The organism is Thermodesulfobacterium geofontis OPF15 (assembly GCF_000215975.1).
Classification (GTDB): Bacteria; Desulfobacterota; Thermodesulfobacteria; order Thermodesulfobacteriales; family Thermodesulfobacteriaceae; genus Thermodesulfobacterium; species Thermodesulfobacterium geofontis.
In genome coordinates this window covers 733,195-748,044 of the sequence record NC_015682.1, presented here as the reverse complement: position 1 = coordinate 748,044, position 14,850 = coordinate 733,195, and the positions used below count along the sequence as shown (strand labels likewise).

Below are 14,850 nucleotides of genomic sequence, written 5' to 3'. Positions count from 1 at the left end.
TATTTATAAAGTTTCGAAAAATTCTATAGTTTGTCCTTCTGCAAGTCTTACTATTGCTTTCTTTCTTATTGAAGTTCTTCCAGGATTTCTAAACCCTCCCTTAGGTTTTCCTTTAACTCTTATAGTTTGTACATCTACAACTTTAACTTTAAATAGGTCTTCTACTGCTTTCTTTATCTCTATTTTATTAGCAGAGGGGTCTACCCAAAAACTAACTTGATTATATTTTTCTTTCAAATACATAGACTTCTCTGTAATAATAGGTGCTAAAATAATTGTTCTTGGATCTCTCATTTCCTTATCTCCTTAAACGTTCCTCTATTTTTGGTAAAGCATCTTTTGCTAAAATTAAATTTTGGTGGTTTAAAATATCATAAACATTCAATCCTTCAACTGCAAGAACCTTAACCTTAGGTAAATTGTCTGCGCTTTTTTCTAATATTAAATTTCTTTCTGGAACCACAATCAAAGCATCATTTATCCCTAAGGTATCTAAAAAGTTCTTTAAAACTTTTGTTTTGGGTTTGTCTTTCACAGGAAAATCTTCAGCTACATAAACTTTATTTGCTAAAGCTCTTGAAGAAAGAGCCATTTTTAATCCTAATCTTCTTACTTTTTTATTTAACTTAAACTCATAACTTCTTGGTTTTGGACCATGAACTACCCCTCCTCCAACCCATTGAGGAGCTCTAATAGATCCTTGTCTTGCTCTTCCAGTATGTTTTTGAGGCCAAGGCTTTCTTCCTCCTCCTCTTACTTCACCTCTTGTTTTAGTACAAGCAGTTCCTGCTCTCCATCTTGCCATCTGCCAACGAACAACTTCATGTAGTAATCCAACCTTAGGAGTTACTCCATATAAATCTGAAGGTAATTCTATTTCACCAATTATATTAGCTGAACTATCAATTAACTTTGCTTTTATAGCCTCCATTTTTAACTCCCCTTCTCTTTAAAATAAACCATTACATATCCGTTGTTCCATCCAGGAACAGCGCCCTTTACTAAAAGTAAATTTTTTTCTGGAATTATATCTACCACGGTTAAATTCTTAATTGTAACTGTTTCATTTCCATAATGTCCTGGCATTTTCTTCCCTTTTATAACTCTTCCAGGAAAAGTGGTTGATCCACTTGACCCTTTTTTACGATGAACCTGTTTTGCACCGTGGCTCATAGGTTGTCTTGAGAAATTCCATCTTTTAATAGTCCCTGTAAAACCTCTCCCTTTCGAAGTTCCTGTAACATCTACTTTAATACCTTTTTCTAAAGCTAAATCAGAAAGAGAAATATATTGTCCTGGCTTAAACTCCGAGGGATCATCTATTCTAAATTCTCTTAAAATATAAAATCCTGTTTCTAACCCTGCTTTCAAAAAATGTCCTATCATAGGAAAAGTGCATTTAGTAAGCTTTTTAGGATCAAAACCTAATTGTACCGCATTATACCCATCCTTTTCTACTGTTTTTACTTGAACTACTGCACAAGGTCCTACTTGTAAAACAGTAACTGGTATAGCATTTCCTTCTTCATCAAATATTCTTGTCATTCCCAACTTTTTTCCTATTAGTCCTTCAAGCTTCATTTTTCTTCACTCCCTTTTATACCTTTATTTCTACTTCTACTCCTGCAGGTAATTCAAGTTGCATCAAAGCATCTATAGTTTGTTGTGTAGGTTCTAATATTTCAATAAGTCTTTTGTGGATCCTTATTTCAAATTGTTCTCTTGAGTTTTTATCAATATGAGGAGATCTAAGCACTGTCCACCTGCTTATTTTAGTAGGAAGTGGAATTGGACCAACTACCTTAGCTCCTGTTTCCTTAGCTGTATTTACAATATTCATTACAGATTTATCAAGTATTCTATGATCAAAGCTTTTTAGCTTTATCCTTATCTTTTGCATAGGTACCATATTTAAACCTCACACCTCTTTTTATTCTAAAATTTTTGTAACAACTCCTGCTCCAACCGTCCTTCCACCCTCTCTTATAGCAAACCTTAAACCCTCCTCTAATGCAACCGGCTTTATCAACTCAACCTCTAACTCCACATTATCACCAGGCATCACCATCTCAACCCCATCAGGTAACTTTATAACCCCTGTAACATCTGTCGTCCTAAAATAAAACTGCGGTCTATACCCACTAAAAAATGGCGTATGCCTACCTCCCTCCTCCTTCTTCAACACATATACCTCAGCCTTAAACTTAATATGCGGCTTTATACTACCAGGCTTCGCTACCACCTGACCCCTCTCTACATCATCCTTCCCTACTCCCCTCAAAAGTATCCCTATATTATCACCAGGTAATGCCTCATCAAGTATCTTCCTAAACATCTCAATACTTGTTGCAACCGTCTTAATCGTCGGCCTAAGCCCTACCACCTCAACCTCATCCCCAGGCCTAAGCACTCCCCTCTCTACCTTACCCGTCACAACCGTTCCCCTACCACTTATACTAAATACATCCTCTATAGGCATCAAAAACGGCTTGTCTACATCCCTTATTGGCTCAGGTATATACTCATCCATCGCCTTCACCAACTGCCATATAGCCCCACACCACTGACACTCCTCCTTACCACACCCACACTCAAGCGCTCTCAAAGCACTACCCCTTATAACCGGTACCTCATCACCAGGAAATCCATACTTCGTAAGTAATTCCCTAACCTCTAACTCAACTAAATCCAATAACTCAGGATCATCTACCATGTCAATCTTGTTCATAAATACCAATATGTACGGAACATTAACCTGCCTTGCAAGCAATACATGCTCCCTCGTCTGAGGCATAGGTCCATCATCTGCTGCAACAACAAGTATTGCCCCATCCATCTGCGCTGCACCAGTTATCATGTTCTTTATATAATCAGCATGACCAGGACAATCTATATGCGCATAATGCCTCTTCTCACTCTCATACTCCACATGCGCAAGCTGTATCGTTATACCCCTTGCCTTCTCCTCAGGTGCCTTGTCTATCTCATCAAATGGAACCCACCTTGCTAATCCCTTCGTTGATAACACCCTCGTTATCGCACTCGTTAATGTGGTCTTCCCATGATCAATATGCCCAATAGTCCCTACATTTAAATGAGGCTTCTTCCTCTCAAATTTAGCCTTCGCCATCTCCTCTCCTCCCTAAAAAATTTTATAATCCTTTGGCCTTTTTTATAATACTTTCTGCTAACTGAGCAGGTACTCTTTCATAGTGAGAAAATTGCATAATAAAAGTTCCTCTTCCTTGAGTAAGAGACCTTAAAGTTGTAGCATATCCAAACATTTCTGCAAGAGGAACAAAAGCCAAAATAACTCTTGCATTCCCTCTCATATCCATACTCTCAACCTTCCCTCTACGTGAAGAGATATCCCCTAATACATCTCCTAAATATTCTTCAGGAACTACAATTTCTACTTTCATAATAGGTTCTAATAAAACTGGATTAGCTTTTTTACAAGCTTCTTTAAATGCTAAAGAACCTGCAATAGCAAAAGCAAGATCAGAAGAGTCTACTTCATGATAGCTTCCGTCAACAAGTCTTACTTTAACATCAACAACTGGATATCCTGCTAAAACTCCCTCTTGAGTGGCTTCTCTTACACCTTTTTCTATAGCAGGTATAAATTCTTTAGGAATAACTCCTCCTACAATTTCTGAAACAAAATGAAATCCTTTACCAGGATTTGGTTCTACAATCAATTTTACATGTCCATACTGACCCCTTCCACCAGTTTGTCTAATGTATTTTCCTTCTGCTTCAGCAGAAGTTGTAATAGTTTCTTTATAAGCTACTTCTGGTTTGCCAACATTAACGCCTACTTTAAATTCTCTCAGAAGTCTATCTATAATGATTTCTAAATGTAATTCTCCCATTCCCCAAATAAGGGTTTGTCCTGTTTCATGATTAACAGTTACTCTAAAGGACGGGTCTTCTATAGCTATTTTTTGTAATGCAAGAGCAAGTCTTTCTTGATCAGCTTTAGTTTTAGGTTCAACTGCTACAGAAATAACAGGTTCTGGAATTTCAAGTTTTTCAAGTTCTATAGGATGATTTTCATCACATAATGTATCTCCTGTAGTAGTTACTCTCAAACCTATAGCAGCAACTATATCTCCTGCAAAAGCTCCTGTAATTTCCTCTCTTTGATTAGCATGCATCCTTACCAAACGCCCTATTCTTTCTTTTTTTCTTTTGGTAGAATTATATACTGACATTCCACTTTCTAATCTTCCTGAATAGATTCTTAAAAAAGTTAGCGTTCCTATATAAGGATCTGTCATTATTTTAAAAGCTAAACAAGCTAAGGGAGCATCTGGATCTGTAGGTCTTTCTTCTATTTCTCCTGTATCCGGATTAACTCCCTTTACAGGTGGAATATCAAGAGGTGAAGGAAGATAGTCTATAATAGCATCAAGCAAAGGTTGAATTCCTTTATTTTTAAAAGCTGCTCCACATAAAATAGGTACAATTTTAAAATTAATAGTTGCTTCTCTAATAGCTTTTCTTATTTCTTCAGGAGATATCTCTTTTCCTTCTAAATATTTTTCCATAATTTCATCATTTATATCTGCTAAGGTTTCAATCATTTTTATTCTATATTCTTCAGCTTTATCTTTTAAGTAGGCAGGAACTTCCTCATAATGATACTTAGCACCTAAGGATTCTTCATCCCAGATGATAGCTTTCATTTCTATTAGGTCTACTACCCCTACAAAATCACTCTCTTGTCCTACAGGAATTTGAATAGGCAATGGATTTGCTCCTAATCTTTGTCTAATCTGTTCTACAACTCTCTCAAAATTTGCACCTGTTCTATCCATTTTATTAATAAAAGCCAATCTTGGAACTTTGTATTTATTTGCCTGTCTCCAAACGGTTTCTGATTGAGGTTCCACTCCTCCAACAGCACAAAAAATTACTACTGCTCCATCAAGAACTCTCAAACTTCTTTCTACTTCAATAGTAAAATCCACATGCCCTGGTGTATCAATAATGTTTATTCTATGTCCTCTCCAAAAAGTAGTAGTACAAGCAGAAGTGATAGTGATACCTCTTTCTTGTTCCTGAGGCAAGAAATCCATTGTTGCTGTACCTTCATCTACTTCACCAATTTTATAAGTTTTTCCAGTGTAATAAAGCACCCTTTCTGTAGTAGTAGTTTTACCAGCATCAATATGTGCAACAAAGCCTATATTTCTTGTTGTTTTTAAAATTTTTAATTCCTCTGGCGTCATCTTTTCACCTTACCTATGTTTAAAAAAAACAAAAATATTATCTTAACTCCTTATTGTCAATTTTTATTTTTATAAAAGAAAAATATTACCAGCGATAATGAGCAAAAACTCTATTAGATTCTGCCATCTTGTGAGTATCGTCTCTTTTCTTTATAGCAGCTCCCTTTTCATTATAGGCATCCCACAATTCATTAGCTAATCTCTCAACCATAGTTTTTTCATGACGACTTCTTGCAGCATTAATAATCCATTTTATAGCAAGTGAAATCTGTCTCTCAGGTCTTACCTCCACAGGCACTTGATAATTTGCTCCACCAACTCTACGGGTACGAGTTTCAAGTAAAGGTTTAACATTTTCCACAGCCTTTTCAAAAATTTTTAGCGGATCTTCACCTCCTGATTTTTCTCTTAATTTTTCTAAGGCTTCATAAAAAATTTTACGAGCTATATTTTTTTTACCATCTTTCATAAGATTATTTATGAATTTAGCTACCAAAACACTTCTAAATTTAGGATCTGGAGGAATTTCTCTTTTTGGTACTGGTCCTTTTCGCGGCATAAATACTCTCCCCTTTTAAACTTTATTTAGGTTTTGGTGTTCCATATTTAGAACGAGATTTTCTTCTATTCTGTACCCCTGCTGCATCCAAAGCTCCTCTTATAATTTTATATCTTACTCCAGGTAAATCTCTTACACGCCCACCTCTTACTAATACTACTGAATGTTCCTGCAAATTATGTCCAATACCAGGAATATAAGCAGTAATTTCTATTCCATTAGTAAGTCTTACTCTAGCAACTTTTCTCAAAGCAGAGTTAGGTTTTTTTGGTGTTACTGTATAAACTCTTACACAAACCCCTCTTTTTTGAGGGCACCCCTGCAAAGCAGGAGCTCTTGATTTTCTAATTTTCTTACCTCTTCCCAATCTTACTAACTGGTTAATAGTCGGCATACTTCCCCTCTTTAAATTTTCTAAAAATTTTTGGCAAAACTCTATATAATACTTTTTACTATATTGTCAAGGGCTTTTGTCTAAATCATTTACTTTTAGAAGTTTTAATATTATACCATTTTTTTGAATTTGGTCAAAGGGATAATAAGAGATAAAATGCCTAAAATACTTGGTGTATTTGGATAATGTTTTATTATATTAAGATTAAATTATATTTTAAAATTTTAACTTTAGCTATAAAAATAAAATATGCAGTAATTGGGAGGGTTGCACTTGTTCTTCATGATCTTAGGGTATAGGCTGATATAAGAAAGGTTTAAGTAGCTGGAAGAGGCTCATAAGTTTATTAACCAAGCTGTTAAAAATTTTAGCGGGACTTATGTTTGAACTTGAAATACCTGGTTTTGGATTGGTAAGGCTTGAACATTTGGTAACTGATTTCACCGGAACCTTATCTGTTGATGGAAAACTTATCCCAGGTGTAAAAGAAAGACTAAACAAAATCTCAGAATTTTTAAAAATCCATGTGCTAACTGCAGATACCTTTGGAAAGGCAAAAGAAGCACTCTCTGGAATAAATTGTGAAATTCACATTTTACAAGGAAAAGATCAAGACCTACAAAAGGAAAAGTTTGTTAAAAATCTTGGAGCAGATAAAGTAATAGCCTTTGGAAATGGAAATAATGATAGAAAAATGCTTAAAGTAGCAAAGATTGGAGTTGCAGTGCTTCTTGAGGAAGGTTGTTCAGTAGAAGCTCTATGTTCTGCCGATATTTTAGTAAAATCTATTCTTGATGGACTTGACCTTCTTTTAAATCCGCTAAGACTTAAAGCAACCTTAAGATTCTAAATTTAAAACTTTTTCTAAATATTTTTGGAACGTAGAATTTTTCTTTAATTTTATTTTTGCTTTTTTGAGACAATCTAAGGCTTCTGATGTCCCTATTTTAAAAAGAGCTTTAGCAATTTCCAAAAGTTCAAAAATATCCCTCTCTTCTAAAAGCATCCTACAAAGTTTGGGAACTGCTTTTTCACATTTTCTTTTTCCAAGGACTTCTATTACAAACATTCTATTTTGTGTTATAGGACTATTAAGCCCAAGAATGAGCTTTTCATCAAAATCTAAAGTGCTAAATTTAGTCAAATCTTTCCTACAGTTTGGGCAAACTTGAGTATCTTCTTCTACTTTTTGCCAACAAAAAGGACAAAACCATTTCATATTTAGATTTAATAAGCCTTTTAAATGCTTCTATCTTATCACATTTTTGCTGAATTTAAAAGATTTTATCGGACAAAATAAAATTTTTAATCAAAAGGTTTAAATAAATTAAAAATTGAGTTATAATTTCTCAAAATGAGGAAAATATCCTTAGTTATTCCTGTTCACAACGAAGAAAAAAATATTCCTATAGTATACGAAGAAACTAAAAAGGTTTTAGAAGATTTGCATCAAAATAAAGGTTATAATTACGAAATTATATTTATAAATGATGGAAGTAGTGATAATACCTTAGATGTTCTTAAAAATTTAAAAAATTTAGATTCCCATTTAAGAATTCTTAATATGGATAAGCAACGAGGGCAAGCAGCAGGTCTTACCGCTGGTTTTTATTATGCAACAGGTGATATTATTGTAACTATGGATGGAGATGGACAAAATGACCCCAAATATATAAAAGATCTTATTGAAAAATTAGAGGAAGGTTATAGGGTAGTTACAGGTTATAGAGTAAAAAGAAAAGAACCCTTTTTAACAAGGATTTTACCTTCTCGGGTTGCAAATTGGCTTATAAGTGTAGTTACAGGTCTTAAAGTAAGGGATAATGGTTGTTCCTTAAAAGCTTATCTTTCTCCTATACCTAAAAAATTCCAAATTCCCCATGGTTTTCATCGATTTATACCTGCTGTTTTTGGAGTAAAAAATGAAGAGGTTTTCGAGATACCTGTTATTGATAGACCACGATTATATGGAAAAACTCATTATGGTCTTAAAAGAACCTTTGAAGTTATTAGGGAGTTATTGACCATACCTTTTGTATTAAGAAATCCTTTTAAATTTGAAAAAATTTTTAAATATCTTTTTATATTATTTCTATGCATCTTCATAAGTTCACCCGTTTTCATCTTTTTTTTGAAAATATCTCATTTTTGGTCAATTCTTATTCCAGGTTTTTCTTTGGTTTTATCTCTATTTAGTTATATAATATGGAAAAATTTGAAACGCTTTAATAAGGCTCAAAAGGAAGGAGTTTTTAAAGTTGAAGAAATTTTTTAATCTTTTGATAAAATGAAATTAATTTTAAAAATAGGAGGAGCTAATGTCTTTTCTGAAAGAAGTTGATCCTGAAATATGGAATTTAATTCAAAAAGAAATAGATAGACAGGAATATCAATTAGAAATGATAGCTTCTGAAAATTTAGCAGATATGGCTATAATGGAAGCTGAGGGTTCTTGCTTAATGAATAAATATGCAGAGGGTTATCCCTTTTCTCGCTATTATGGAGGGTGTGAAAATGTTGATGAAGTTGAAAAGCTTGCTATTGAACGGGCAAAACTACTTTTTGGAGCTGAACATGCTAATGTACAACCTCATTCAGGAACCCAAGCAAATATGGCGGTTTATTTTGCTATTTTAAATCCAGGGGATACTATACTTTCTATGAATCTTTCACATGGAGGACATCTTTCACATGGAGCAGGGGTTAATTTTTCTGGCAAATTTTACAAAATTGTTCATTATGGAGTTTCTAAAGAAACTGAAATGATTGATTATGAGGAAGTTAGAGCTATTGCTTTAGAGCATAAACCAAAACTCATAATAGCTGGTGCAAGTGCTTATCCAAGGATTATAGATTTTGAGGCCTTTTTTAAAATAGCTCAAGAAGTGGGAGCTTATTTAATGGTTGATATGGCTCATATTGCAGGACTTATTGCTGCAGGTATTCATCCTTCTCCTGTTCCTTATGCAGATTTTGTAACCTCAACTACTCATAAAACTTTGAGAGGCCCAAGAGGAGGTTTTATTCTTTGTAAAGAAAAATATGCTAAAATAATTGATAAAACTGTATTTCCTGGAATTCAAGGTGGTCCTCACATGAATATTATAGCTGCAAAAGCTGTCTGTTTTAAAGAAGCTTTACAGCCTGAATTTAGATCTTATCAACAACAGGTAGTCAAAAATGCTAAGGTAATTGCTGAGGTTTTTAAAAACGAAGGTTTTAGAGTTATTTCTGGAGGAACTGATACCCATCTTGTTTTAGTAGATGTTTCCATAAAAGGTCTTACTGGAGCCGAGGCAGAAAAAATTTTAGAGGAAGCAGGAATTACAGTAAATAAAAATTCTATCCCCTTTGATACCCGTCCTCCAAGAATAACAAGTGGTATAAGAATAGGAACACCTGCTATAACTACAAGAGGTTTGAAAGAAACCGAAGTCGAAGAAGTAGCTCATTATATGTGCGAAGTTTTAAAAAATCCAGACAAAGAGGATTTGAGAAAAAAAATAAGAGAAAAGATAAGAGAAATTTGCAAAAAATTTCCCTTTTACAAAAAATAAAAATGGATGATAGGATCTATAGACCTAATTGGCATGAATATTTCATGCTTATTGCAAAAATTGTAGCTTTACGTTCAGGTTGTAATTCTCGTCCTACAGGAGCTGTGATTGTAAAAGATAAAAGAATTTTAGCAACTGGTTATAATGGTCCAATGCCTGGTGCTTGGCATTGCACAGACAAAGGATCCAATTACTGCTTTAGAAGAGAAAAAGGTGTTCCTGATATAGATAAGTATAATTTCTGTAGATCAACTCATGCAGAAGCAAATGCTATAGCTCAGGCAGCCAGATTTGGAATTTCTGTAGAGGGAGCAAGCATTTATTGTACCTTAGCTCCCTGTTATGTATGTTTAAAACTACTTGCAGGGGCAGGAATTAAAGAAGTATATTACGAGTATGATTATGAAAGCAGAGATTTTGAAAGAGATGAATTTTGGAAAACCGCCATAAAAGAAGCAAAAATCGAAGTTTTTAAACAAATAAGGGTTTCAGAAGAAACATTAAAAGCTTTAGAAAATATTTTACCTTTCCCCACTTCTAAAAGGAGACTTCCTCCTACAGACTAATTTTTTCTTGATTTTTTCTTATATAAATTTATTTTTTAATTAAAAGCCTTCCATTAGGAGGTGTTTAATTTATGCCTAAGGATTATTATGAAATTCTTGGAGTTCCTAGAAATGCAACTCAAGAGGAAATAAAAAAAGCTTATAGACGCCTTGCAATGAAATATCATCCTGACAGAAATCGTGGTAATAAAGAAGCTGAGGAGAAATTTAAAGAAATAAACGAAGCTTATGCAGTTCTTTCTGACCCTGAAAAAAGAAGATTATATGATATGTATGGTTCTGCAGAGTTTGAAAGAAGATATACTACTGAGGATATCTTTAAAGGATTTGATTTTGAAAGCGTTTTTAGAGATTTAGGAATAGATTTAGGGGGGTTTTTTAAAAGAAATAGAAGGGGAGGAAAAACTTTTATTTTTGATTTAGGAGATTTATTTAGCAACCTTTTTGGAACCTATTTTGGAGAGGAGGAATTTTCACCATTTGGAGAAGTGTATGAAACAATTCAAATGGATTTACCTTTAACTATAGAAGACATTTTAAAAAGAGGAGAAAAGGAAGTTATTCTACCTGGAACCTTTGAAACTATAAAAATAAAAATCCCTAAGGGTGTAAAGGATGGACAAATCTTAAGGATTAAAAGAAAAGAAGGTAGAAAAACTAAGGAATATCTTTTCAGAGTAAGAATAGTTCCTGATTCTGGTTATAGGGTGGAGGATGGTAATATTATTATTGAAAAAGAAATCCCTCTTACAAGTTTTTTATTAGGTGATGAGATAGAGGTAACAACTCCTGATGGAAAAAAGGTAAGAGCAAAGGTTCCTCCTTTAATCAAGCCAGGAGCTAAATTAAGACTTAAGGGGTTGGGATTGCCTTTAGAAGGAGGTTCGCAAGGAGATTTATATGTAGTTTTACAACCAAAAATTCCTGATAAATTAACTTCAGAACAAAAAAATTTGATAGAAAAACTTAAAAGTACTGGTCTTTAACTTATTTTATTGACAAACTATTTCAAAATGATTAAAATTTTTTTAGTCTTCAAAGAAATTTCCCAAACAGGAGTTCTTTATGGTTAAAGAAATAATGGCTGATGCCCTTTTTACTGAGGACAAAGGAGTAAGAGTTTTTTTTGCTGAATTTGTTAATGTAGATTATGTATTCGGTTATATAGGAAGAATTATTTATGGGAAATCAGATTTACAGAATATATACGTTTTAGAAAATAAATTTTGGGGAAGAATGCTTTTTATAAATAATAATCTCCAATTTACTTCAAGAGACGAATTTATTTATCATGAGGCTTTAGTTCATATCCCTGTGCAGGGCTCTCCTGAAAATTCAATTAAAAAAGTTCTTATTTGTGGTGGAGGAGATTATGGAGCTGCTCGAGAGCTTCTTAAATATCCAGAAATTGAAGAAGTCATTATTGTAGATATAGACCCCCATATTCCAAAAATAGTAGAAAAATATTTTCCAGAACTTCTTCCAGAAAATCCAAAAGATCCAAGACTAAAGCTTATTGTAGCAGATGCTTATGAAATGGTTAAAAAATATAAAGATGAAGGAAAGATTTTTGATTTGGTAATAATAGACTCTACAGATCCAGATATAAGTGAAAAAGGAATCACCCAAGAATTATCTCATGCACTTTTTGGAATAGATTTTCATCAAATGGTTTATAAAATTTGTCCTAAAGGAATTGTCGTTCAGCAATGTGGAACTCCTTTTACTATGAAAAATATTTTAATTGAAACCTATAAAATTTTTAAAAAAGTTTATCCTGAAAAAGAGATTTATTGTTATAGAGCAAACATCCCTTCTTTTGGAGGAGATAATGCCTATTTAATGAGATCTCCTTACGCAAATCCAGAAATACCAAAGTGGAAAGAAATACCCAATACTTATTACTATACTCACGAAGTTCATAAAGCTTCTTTTGGACTTCCAAAATTTTGGAGGGAGGTTTTAAAATAATGAAGGTCTTAGGAATTTTAGGCTCACCTCATAAAGATGGAGGATCAGCACAACTTCTTCTTTCAGCTTTAAAGGCTGCAGAAAAGGAGGGTGCTAAAACTGAAATTGTCAGCGTATATGATGGAGAAATTAAACCTTGTATAGGATGTATTAATAATGAAGAGCCTGTCTGTAAATTCCCCTGCATTTTTGACGATTTTGGGAAATTCATTTTAGAAAAGATAAATCAAGCTGAAGGGTTAATTTTTTCAACTCCTGTTTATTGGTTTGCTCCGTCTGGGCTTTTAAAAAATTTAATTGATAGGATGACATGTCTTGAAAATATGGTAAGCTATGGAGAACCAAGTTATATGGAAGGAAAAGTGGTAGGAGCTATAGCAGTAGGAGCTGATGCAGGAACTATCTCAACCTGCGGATATTTAATCACTACCTTAACCTCTATGGGAGCGATAATTCCTCCCTGGGGAATTGCCTATTCTCACAACGGAAAAAAAGCTATCTGGGATGATAAAGCTTTAATGGATGCTATTAATATAGGTCTTCTAATTACTAAAATGATAAAGGTTTTAAAAGGAGAAAAAGCTTTATTAACTTATAAAGATGATAAAATTTTGTTGGAGGATATTAGAAAAGAGGTATTGAAAGAAATATCCAATTTAAAAGAAACCTCCTATAAGGAATATTATGAAAGAAGAAGCTTTTCAAGAAGCAGTTTTTAAAGCTATTTTTGGAAGAAGAAGTATAAGAAGATATCTTGATAAAATCCCTGAAAAGGAGAAAATTTATAAAATTCTTGAAGCTGGAATATGGGCACCTTCTGGACACAATAATCAACCTTGGAGATTTGTTGTTATTTGGTCTAAAGAAATAAAAGAAAAACTTGCTGAATTAACCACTTCTGCTTATATCATTAAACAAGCTCCTGTTTTAATAGCTGTTTTTCTTGATAAAAGAGATATGTATCATCAAATAAAAGATCATCAATCAGCTGGAGCTTGTATCGAAAATATGCTTCTTTCAGCTTATGCTCTTGGACTTGGTAGTTGTTGGTTAGGAGAAATTTTAAAAAATGAAGATAAAGTAAAAGAAATTTTGGATTTAGAAAAAGATAGATATGAGCTATGTGCAGTAGTTGCTCTTGGTTATTCTGATGATAAAAGCAAAAGGGCAGGAAGATATCCTCTTGAACATTTCTTATTAAAAGAAATATAATCTATTAAAAAGGGGGTCTTTATATGAAAAATTATTTCTGGATTTTAAAAAGTTTAATGATTTTTTGTTTGGGTTTTTCTTTTTTAATTTCCTGTCAAAAAGTTAGTAGTTCCTCTCAAAATTGTCCTAAAAGAGATTCAGTTCAAAAAAGTCTTGATGCTATTCAACCTGGTATAAAAGTTGAAACAGTAAAACCTTCTCCTGTAGAGGGTTTATGTGAGGTGGTGGTTAAACTTCCTAATGAAGAAAAAGGTCTTTTTTATACAAATCTTACTGGAAAATATATTATTACTGGAAGCATCCTTGAGATAAAAACTCTTAGAAATCTGACTCAAGAAAAACTTCAGGACCTAAATAAAAAAGTTCTTTCAAAAGAGCAACTTTCAAAACTTGATAAAATGGTAGATTTTACTTATGGAAATTCTAAAAACGTAGTATATTTCATTACTGATCCAGATTGTCCTCATTGTAAAAAGGCAGAGGATATTTTAAATAAATTAGTAAAAGAGGGGAAACTTACTGTTAAAGTAATTCTTTTACCCATAGAAGCTCTTCATCCAGATGCTAAGTCTAAAGCCATATCTCTAATATGCGATAATAAAGGATTTAAAGAATTAATGGAAGGTTATAAAAACTCAAACCTTTGTGAAAAAGGTAAAGAAAAGATAAATCAGAATATTAGTTTTCTTCTTAATGAGCTAAAAGTAAGAGGAACCCCTACTTTCATATTCCCGGATGGCGAAATGATTACTAATGTATTACCAGAAAGTTACATTTTACAAAAATTTAAATAATGCTTAGTGAAGAAGAAAAAAAATATTCTTTAAAACTGGCAAGAAAAACTTTAGAAAGATATTTTTCTGGAGATTATGAAATTGAGGTTCCTCCTAAAAAATTCAAGAATTTATGGGAAAAAAGGGGAGCTTTTGTTACTCTATTAAAGGAAAAGCATCTTAGAGGTTGTATAGGAATTCTTGAACCTCTCTATCCTCTTTACGAAACTATACAAAAAATGGCAATAGAGGCTGCTTTTAAGGACCCAAGGTTTGCTCCCCTGGAAGCTAAAGAACTTCCTCTAATAGAAATAGAAATTTCTGTACTTTCACCTTTAAAAAAGGGAACCCTTAAGGAAGTAGAAGTTGGTAAACATGGTATTTACTTAGTAAAGGGAGCACACAGAGGGGTTTTACTTCCTCAGGTCCCAGTAGAATATGGTTGGGATAAAAAAACCTTTTTAGAACATGTTTGTTTAAAGGCTGGGCTACCTCCAGATTGTTATAAAAGCCCTGAAGCTAAAATTTACCTTTTTACTGCAGAAGTATTTAAAGAAAGCGATTATTTTAAATAATTAAAG

At 33.2% G+C, this 14,850-nt stretch carries 19 protein-coding genes; 10 read left to right on the top strand and 9 right to left on the bottom strand.

Going from position 1 to position 14,850, the window contains the following annotated elements:
- Window positions 1–3: 3 nt before the first annotated feature.
- The 8 genes from rplW to rpsL all read right to left on the bottom strand — a co-directional run bounded on the left by rplW (window position 4) and on the right by rpsL (window position 6,190).
- Window positions 4–294, bottom strand: coding sequence for a 50S ribosomal protein L23 (rplW, locus tag TOPB45_RS03910; RefSeq protein ID WP_013909555.1), 291 nt, complete (start codon window positions 292–294; stop codon window positions 4–6).
- A 4-nt stretch (window positions 295–298) separates the two neighbouring features.
- Complete coding sequence (rplD, locus tag TOPB45_RS03905; RefSeq protein ID WP_013909554.1) at window positions 299–931, bottom strand: 50S ribosomal protein L4; 633 nt, start codon at window positions 929–931, stop codon at window positions 299–301.
- 2 nt (window positions 932–933) lie between these two features.
- Window positions 934–1,581: a 50S ribosomal protein L3 gene (gene rplC, locus TOPB45_RS03900; protein WP_013909553.1), complete on the bottom strand. Its 648-nt coding sequence runs from the start codon at window positions 1,579–1,581 to the stop codon at window positions 934–936.
- Between the two features lie 16 nt (window positions 1,582–1,597).
- Window positions 1,598–1,909: a 30S ribosomal protein S10 gene (gene rpsJ / locus TOPB45_RS03895; RefSeq protein ID WP_013909552.1), complete on the bottom strand. Its 312-nt coding sequence runs from the start codon at window positions 1,907–1,909 to the stop codon at window positions 1,598–1,600.
- A 21-nt stretch (window positions 1,910–1,930) separates the two neighbouring features.
- Complete coding sequence (tuf, locus tag TOPB45_RS03890) at window positions 1,931–3,130, bottom strand: elongation factor Tu (protein WP_013908987.1); 1,200 nt, start codon at window positions 3,128–3,130, stop codon at window positions 1,931–1,933.
- Window positions 3,131–3,152: 22 nt separating this feature from the next.
- A complete protein-coding gene (gene fusA / locus TOPB45_RS03885; protein WP_013909551.1) occupies window positions 3,153–5,237 on the bottom strand; it encodes an elongation factor G in 2,085 nt (694 codons plus the stop codon).
- An 85-nt stretch (window positions 5,238–5,322) separates the two neighbouring features.
- Window positions 5,323–5,796 carry a 30S ribosomal protein S7 gene (gene rpsG, locus TOPB45_RS03880; RefSeq protein ID WP_013909550.1) on the bottom strand — a complete coding sequence of 158 codons (474 nt, stop codon included), beginning with the start codon at window positions 5,794–5,796 and terminating at the stop codon, window positions 5,323–5,325.
- A gap of 22 nt (window positions 5,797–5,818) precedes the next feature.
- The gene (gene rpsL / locus TOPB45_RS03875; protein WP_013909549.1) at window positions 5,819–6,190 is read right to left on the bottom strand and encodes a 30S ribosomal protein S12; all 372 of its coding nucleotides are present in this window, start codon (window positions 6,188–6,190) and stop codon (window positions 5,819–5,821) included.
- Window positions 6,191–6,569: 379 nt separating this feature from the next.
- On the opposite strand from rpsL, the gene TOPB45_RS03870 reads away from it, so the two are divergent.
- The gene (locus tag TOPB45_RS03870) at window positions 6,570–7,040 is read left to right on the top strand and encodes an HAD family hydrolase (RefSeq protein WP_013909547.1); all 471 of its coding nucleotides are present in this window, start codon (window positions 6,570–6,572) and stop codon (window positions 7,038–7,040) included.
- Here TOPB45_RS03870 and TOPB45_RS08995 read toward each other — a convergent pair.
- Complete coding sequence (locus tag TOPB45_RS08995) at window positions 7,029–7,409, bottom strand: HEAT repeat domain-containing protein (protein WP_013909546.1); 381 nt, start codon at window positions 7,407–7,409, stop codon at window positions 7,029–7,031. The two genes, TOPB45_RS03870 and TOPB45_RS08995, sit on opposite strands and share 12 nt — an antisense overlap.
- 135 nt (window positions 7,410–7,544) lie before the next feature.
- On the opposite strand from TOPB45_RS08995, the gene TOPB45_RS03860 reads away from it, so the two are divergent.
- The 9 genes from TOPB45_RS03860 (at window position 7,545) to amrA (ending at window position 14,844) form a co-directional block, all read left to right on the top strand.
- On the top strand, window positions 7,545–8,465 hold the full coding sequence (locus tag TOPB45_RS03860; protein WP_013909545.1) for a glycosyltransferase family 2 protein: 921 nt from the start codon (window positions 7,545–7,547) through the stop codon (window positions 8,463–8,465).
- Between the two features lie 43 nt (window positions 8,466–8,508).
- Window positions 8,509–9,747, top strand: coding sequence for a serine hydroxymethyltransferase (locus TOPB45_RS03855; protein WP_013909544.1), 1,239 nt, complete (start codon window positions 8,509–8,511; stop codon window positions 9,745–9,747).
- Window positions 9,748–9,749: 2 nt separating this feature from the next.
- On the top strand, window positions 9,750–10,313 hold the full coding sequence (locus tag TOPB45_RS03850) for a deoxycytidylate deaminase (protein ID WP_013909543.1): 564 nt from the start codon (window positions 9,750–9,752) through the stop codon (window positions 10,311–10,313).
- A gap of 71 nt (window positions 10,314–10,384) precedes the next feature.
- On the top strand, window positions 10,385–11,299 hold the full coding sequence (locus tag TOPB45_RS09195; protein ID WP_013909542.1) for a DnaJ domain-containing protein: 915 nt from the start codon (window positions 10,385–10,387) through the stop codon (window positions 11,297–11,299).
- A 79-nt stretch (window positions 11,300–11,378) separates the two neighbouring features.
- Complete coding sequence (locus tag TOPB45_RS03840; protein WP_013909541.1) at window positions 11,379–12,284, top strand: spermine/spermidine synthase domain-containing protein; 906 nt, start codon at window positions 11,379–11,381, stop codon at window positions 12,282–12,284.
- A complete protein-coding gene (locus TOPB45_RS03835) occupies window positions 12,284–13,003 on the top strand; it encodes a flavodoxin family protein (protein ID WP_013909540.1) in 720 nt (239 codons plus the stop codon). Before TOPB45_RS03840 ends, TOPB45_RS03835 begins: the two co-directional genes overlap by 1 nt.
- A complete protein-coding gene (locus tag TOPB45_RS03830) occupies window positions 12,969–13,496 on the top strand; it encodes a nitroreductase family protein (protein WP_013909539.1) in 528 nt (175 codons plus the stop codon). Before TOPB45_RS03835 ends, TOPB45_RS03830 begins: the two co-directional genes overlap by 35 nt.
- 23 nt (window positions 13,497–13,519) lie before the next feature.
- Window positions 13,520–14,290 (top strand): DsbC family protein, encoded by a 771-nt coding sequence (locus TOPB45_RS03825; RefSeq protein ID WP_013909538.1) that lies wholly within the window; start codon window positions 13,520–13,522, stop codon window positions 14,288–14,290.
- Complete coding sequence (amrA, locus tag TOPB45_RS03820; protein WP_013909537.1) at window positions 14,290–14,844, top strand: AmmeMemoRadiSam system protein A; 555 nt, start codon at window positions 14,290–14,292, stop codon at window positions 14,842–14,844. Before TOPB45_RS03825 ends, amrA begins: the two co-directional genes overlap by 1 nt.
- The last annotated feature ends 6 nt before the right edge of the window (window positions 14,845–14,850 follow it).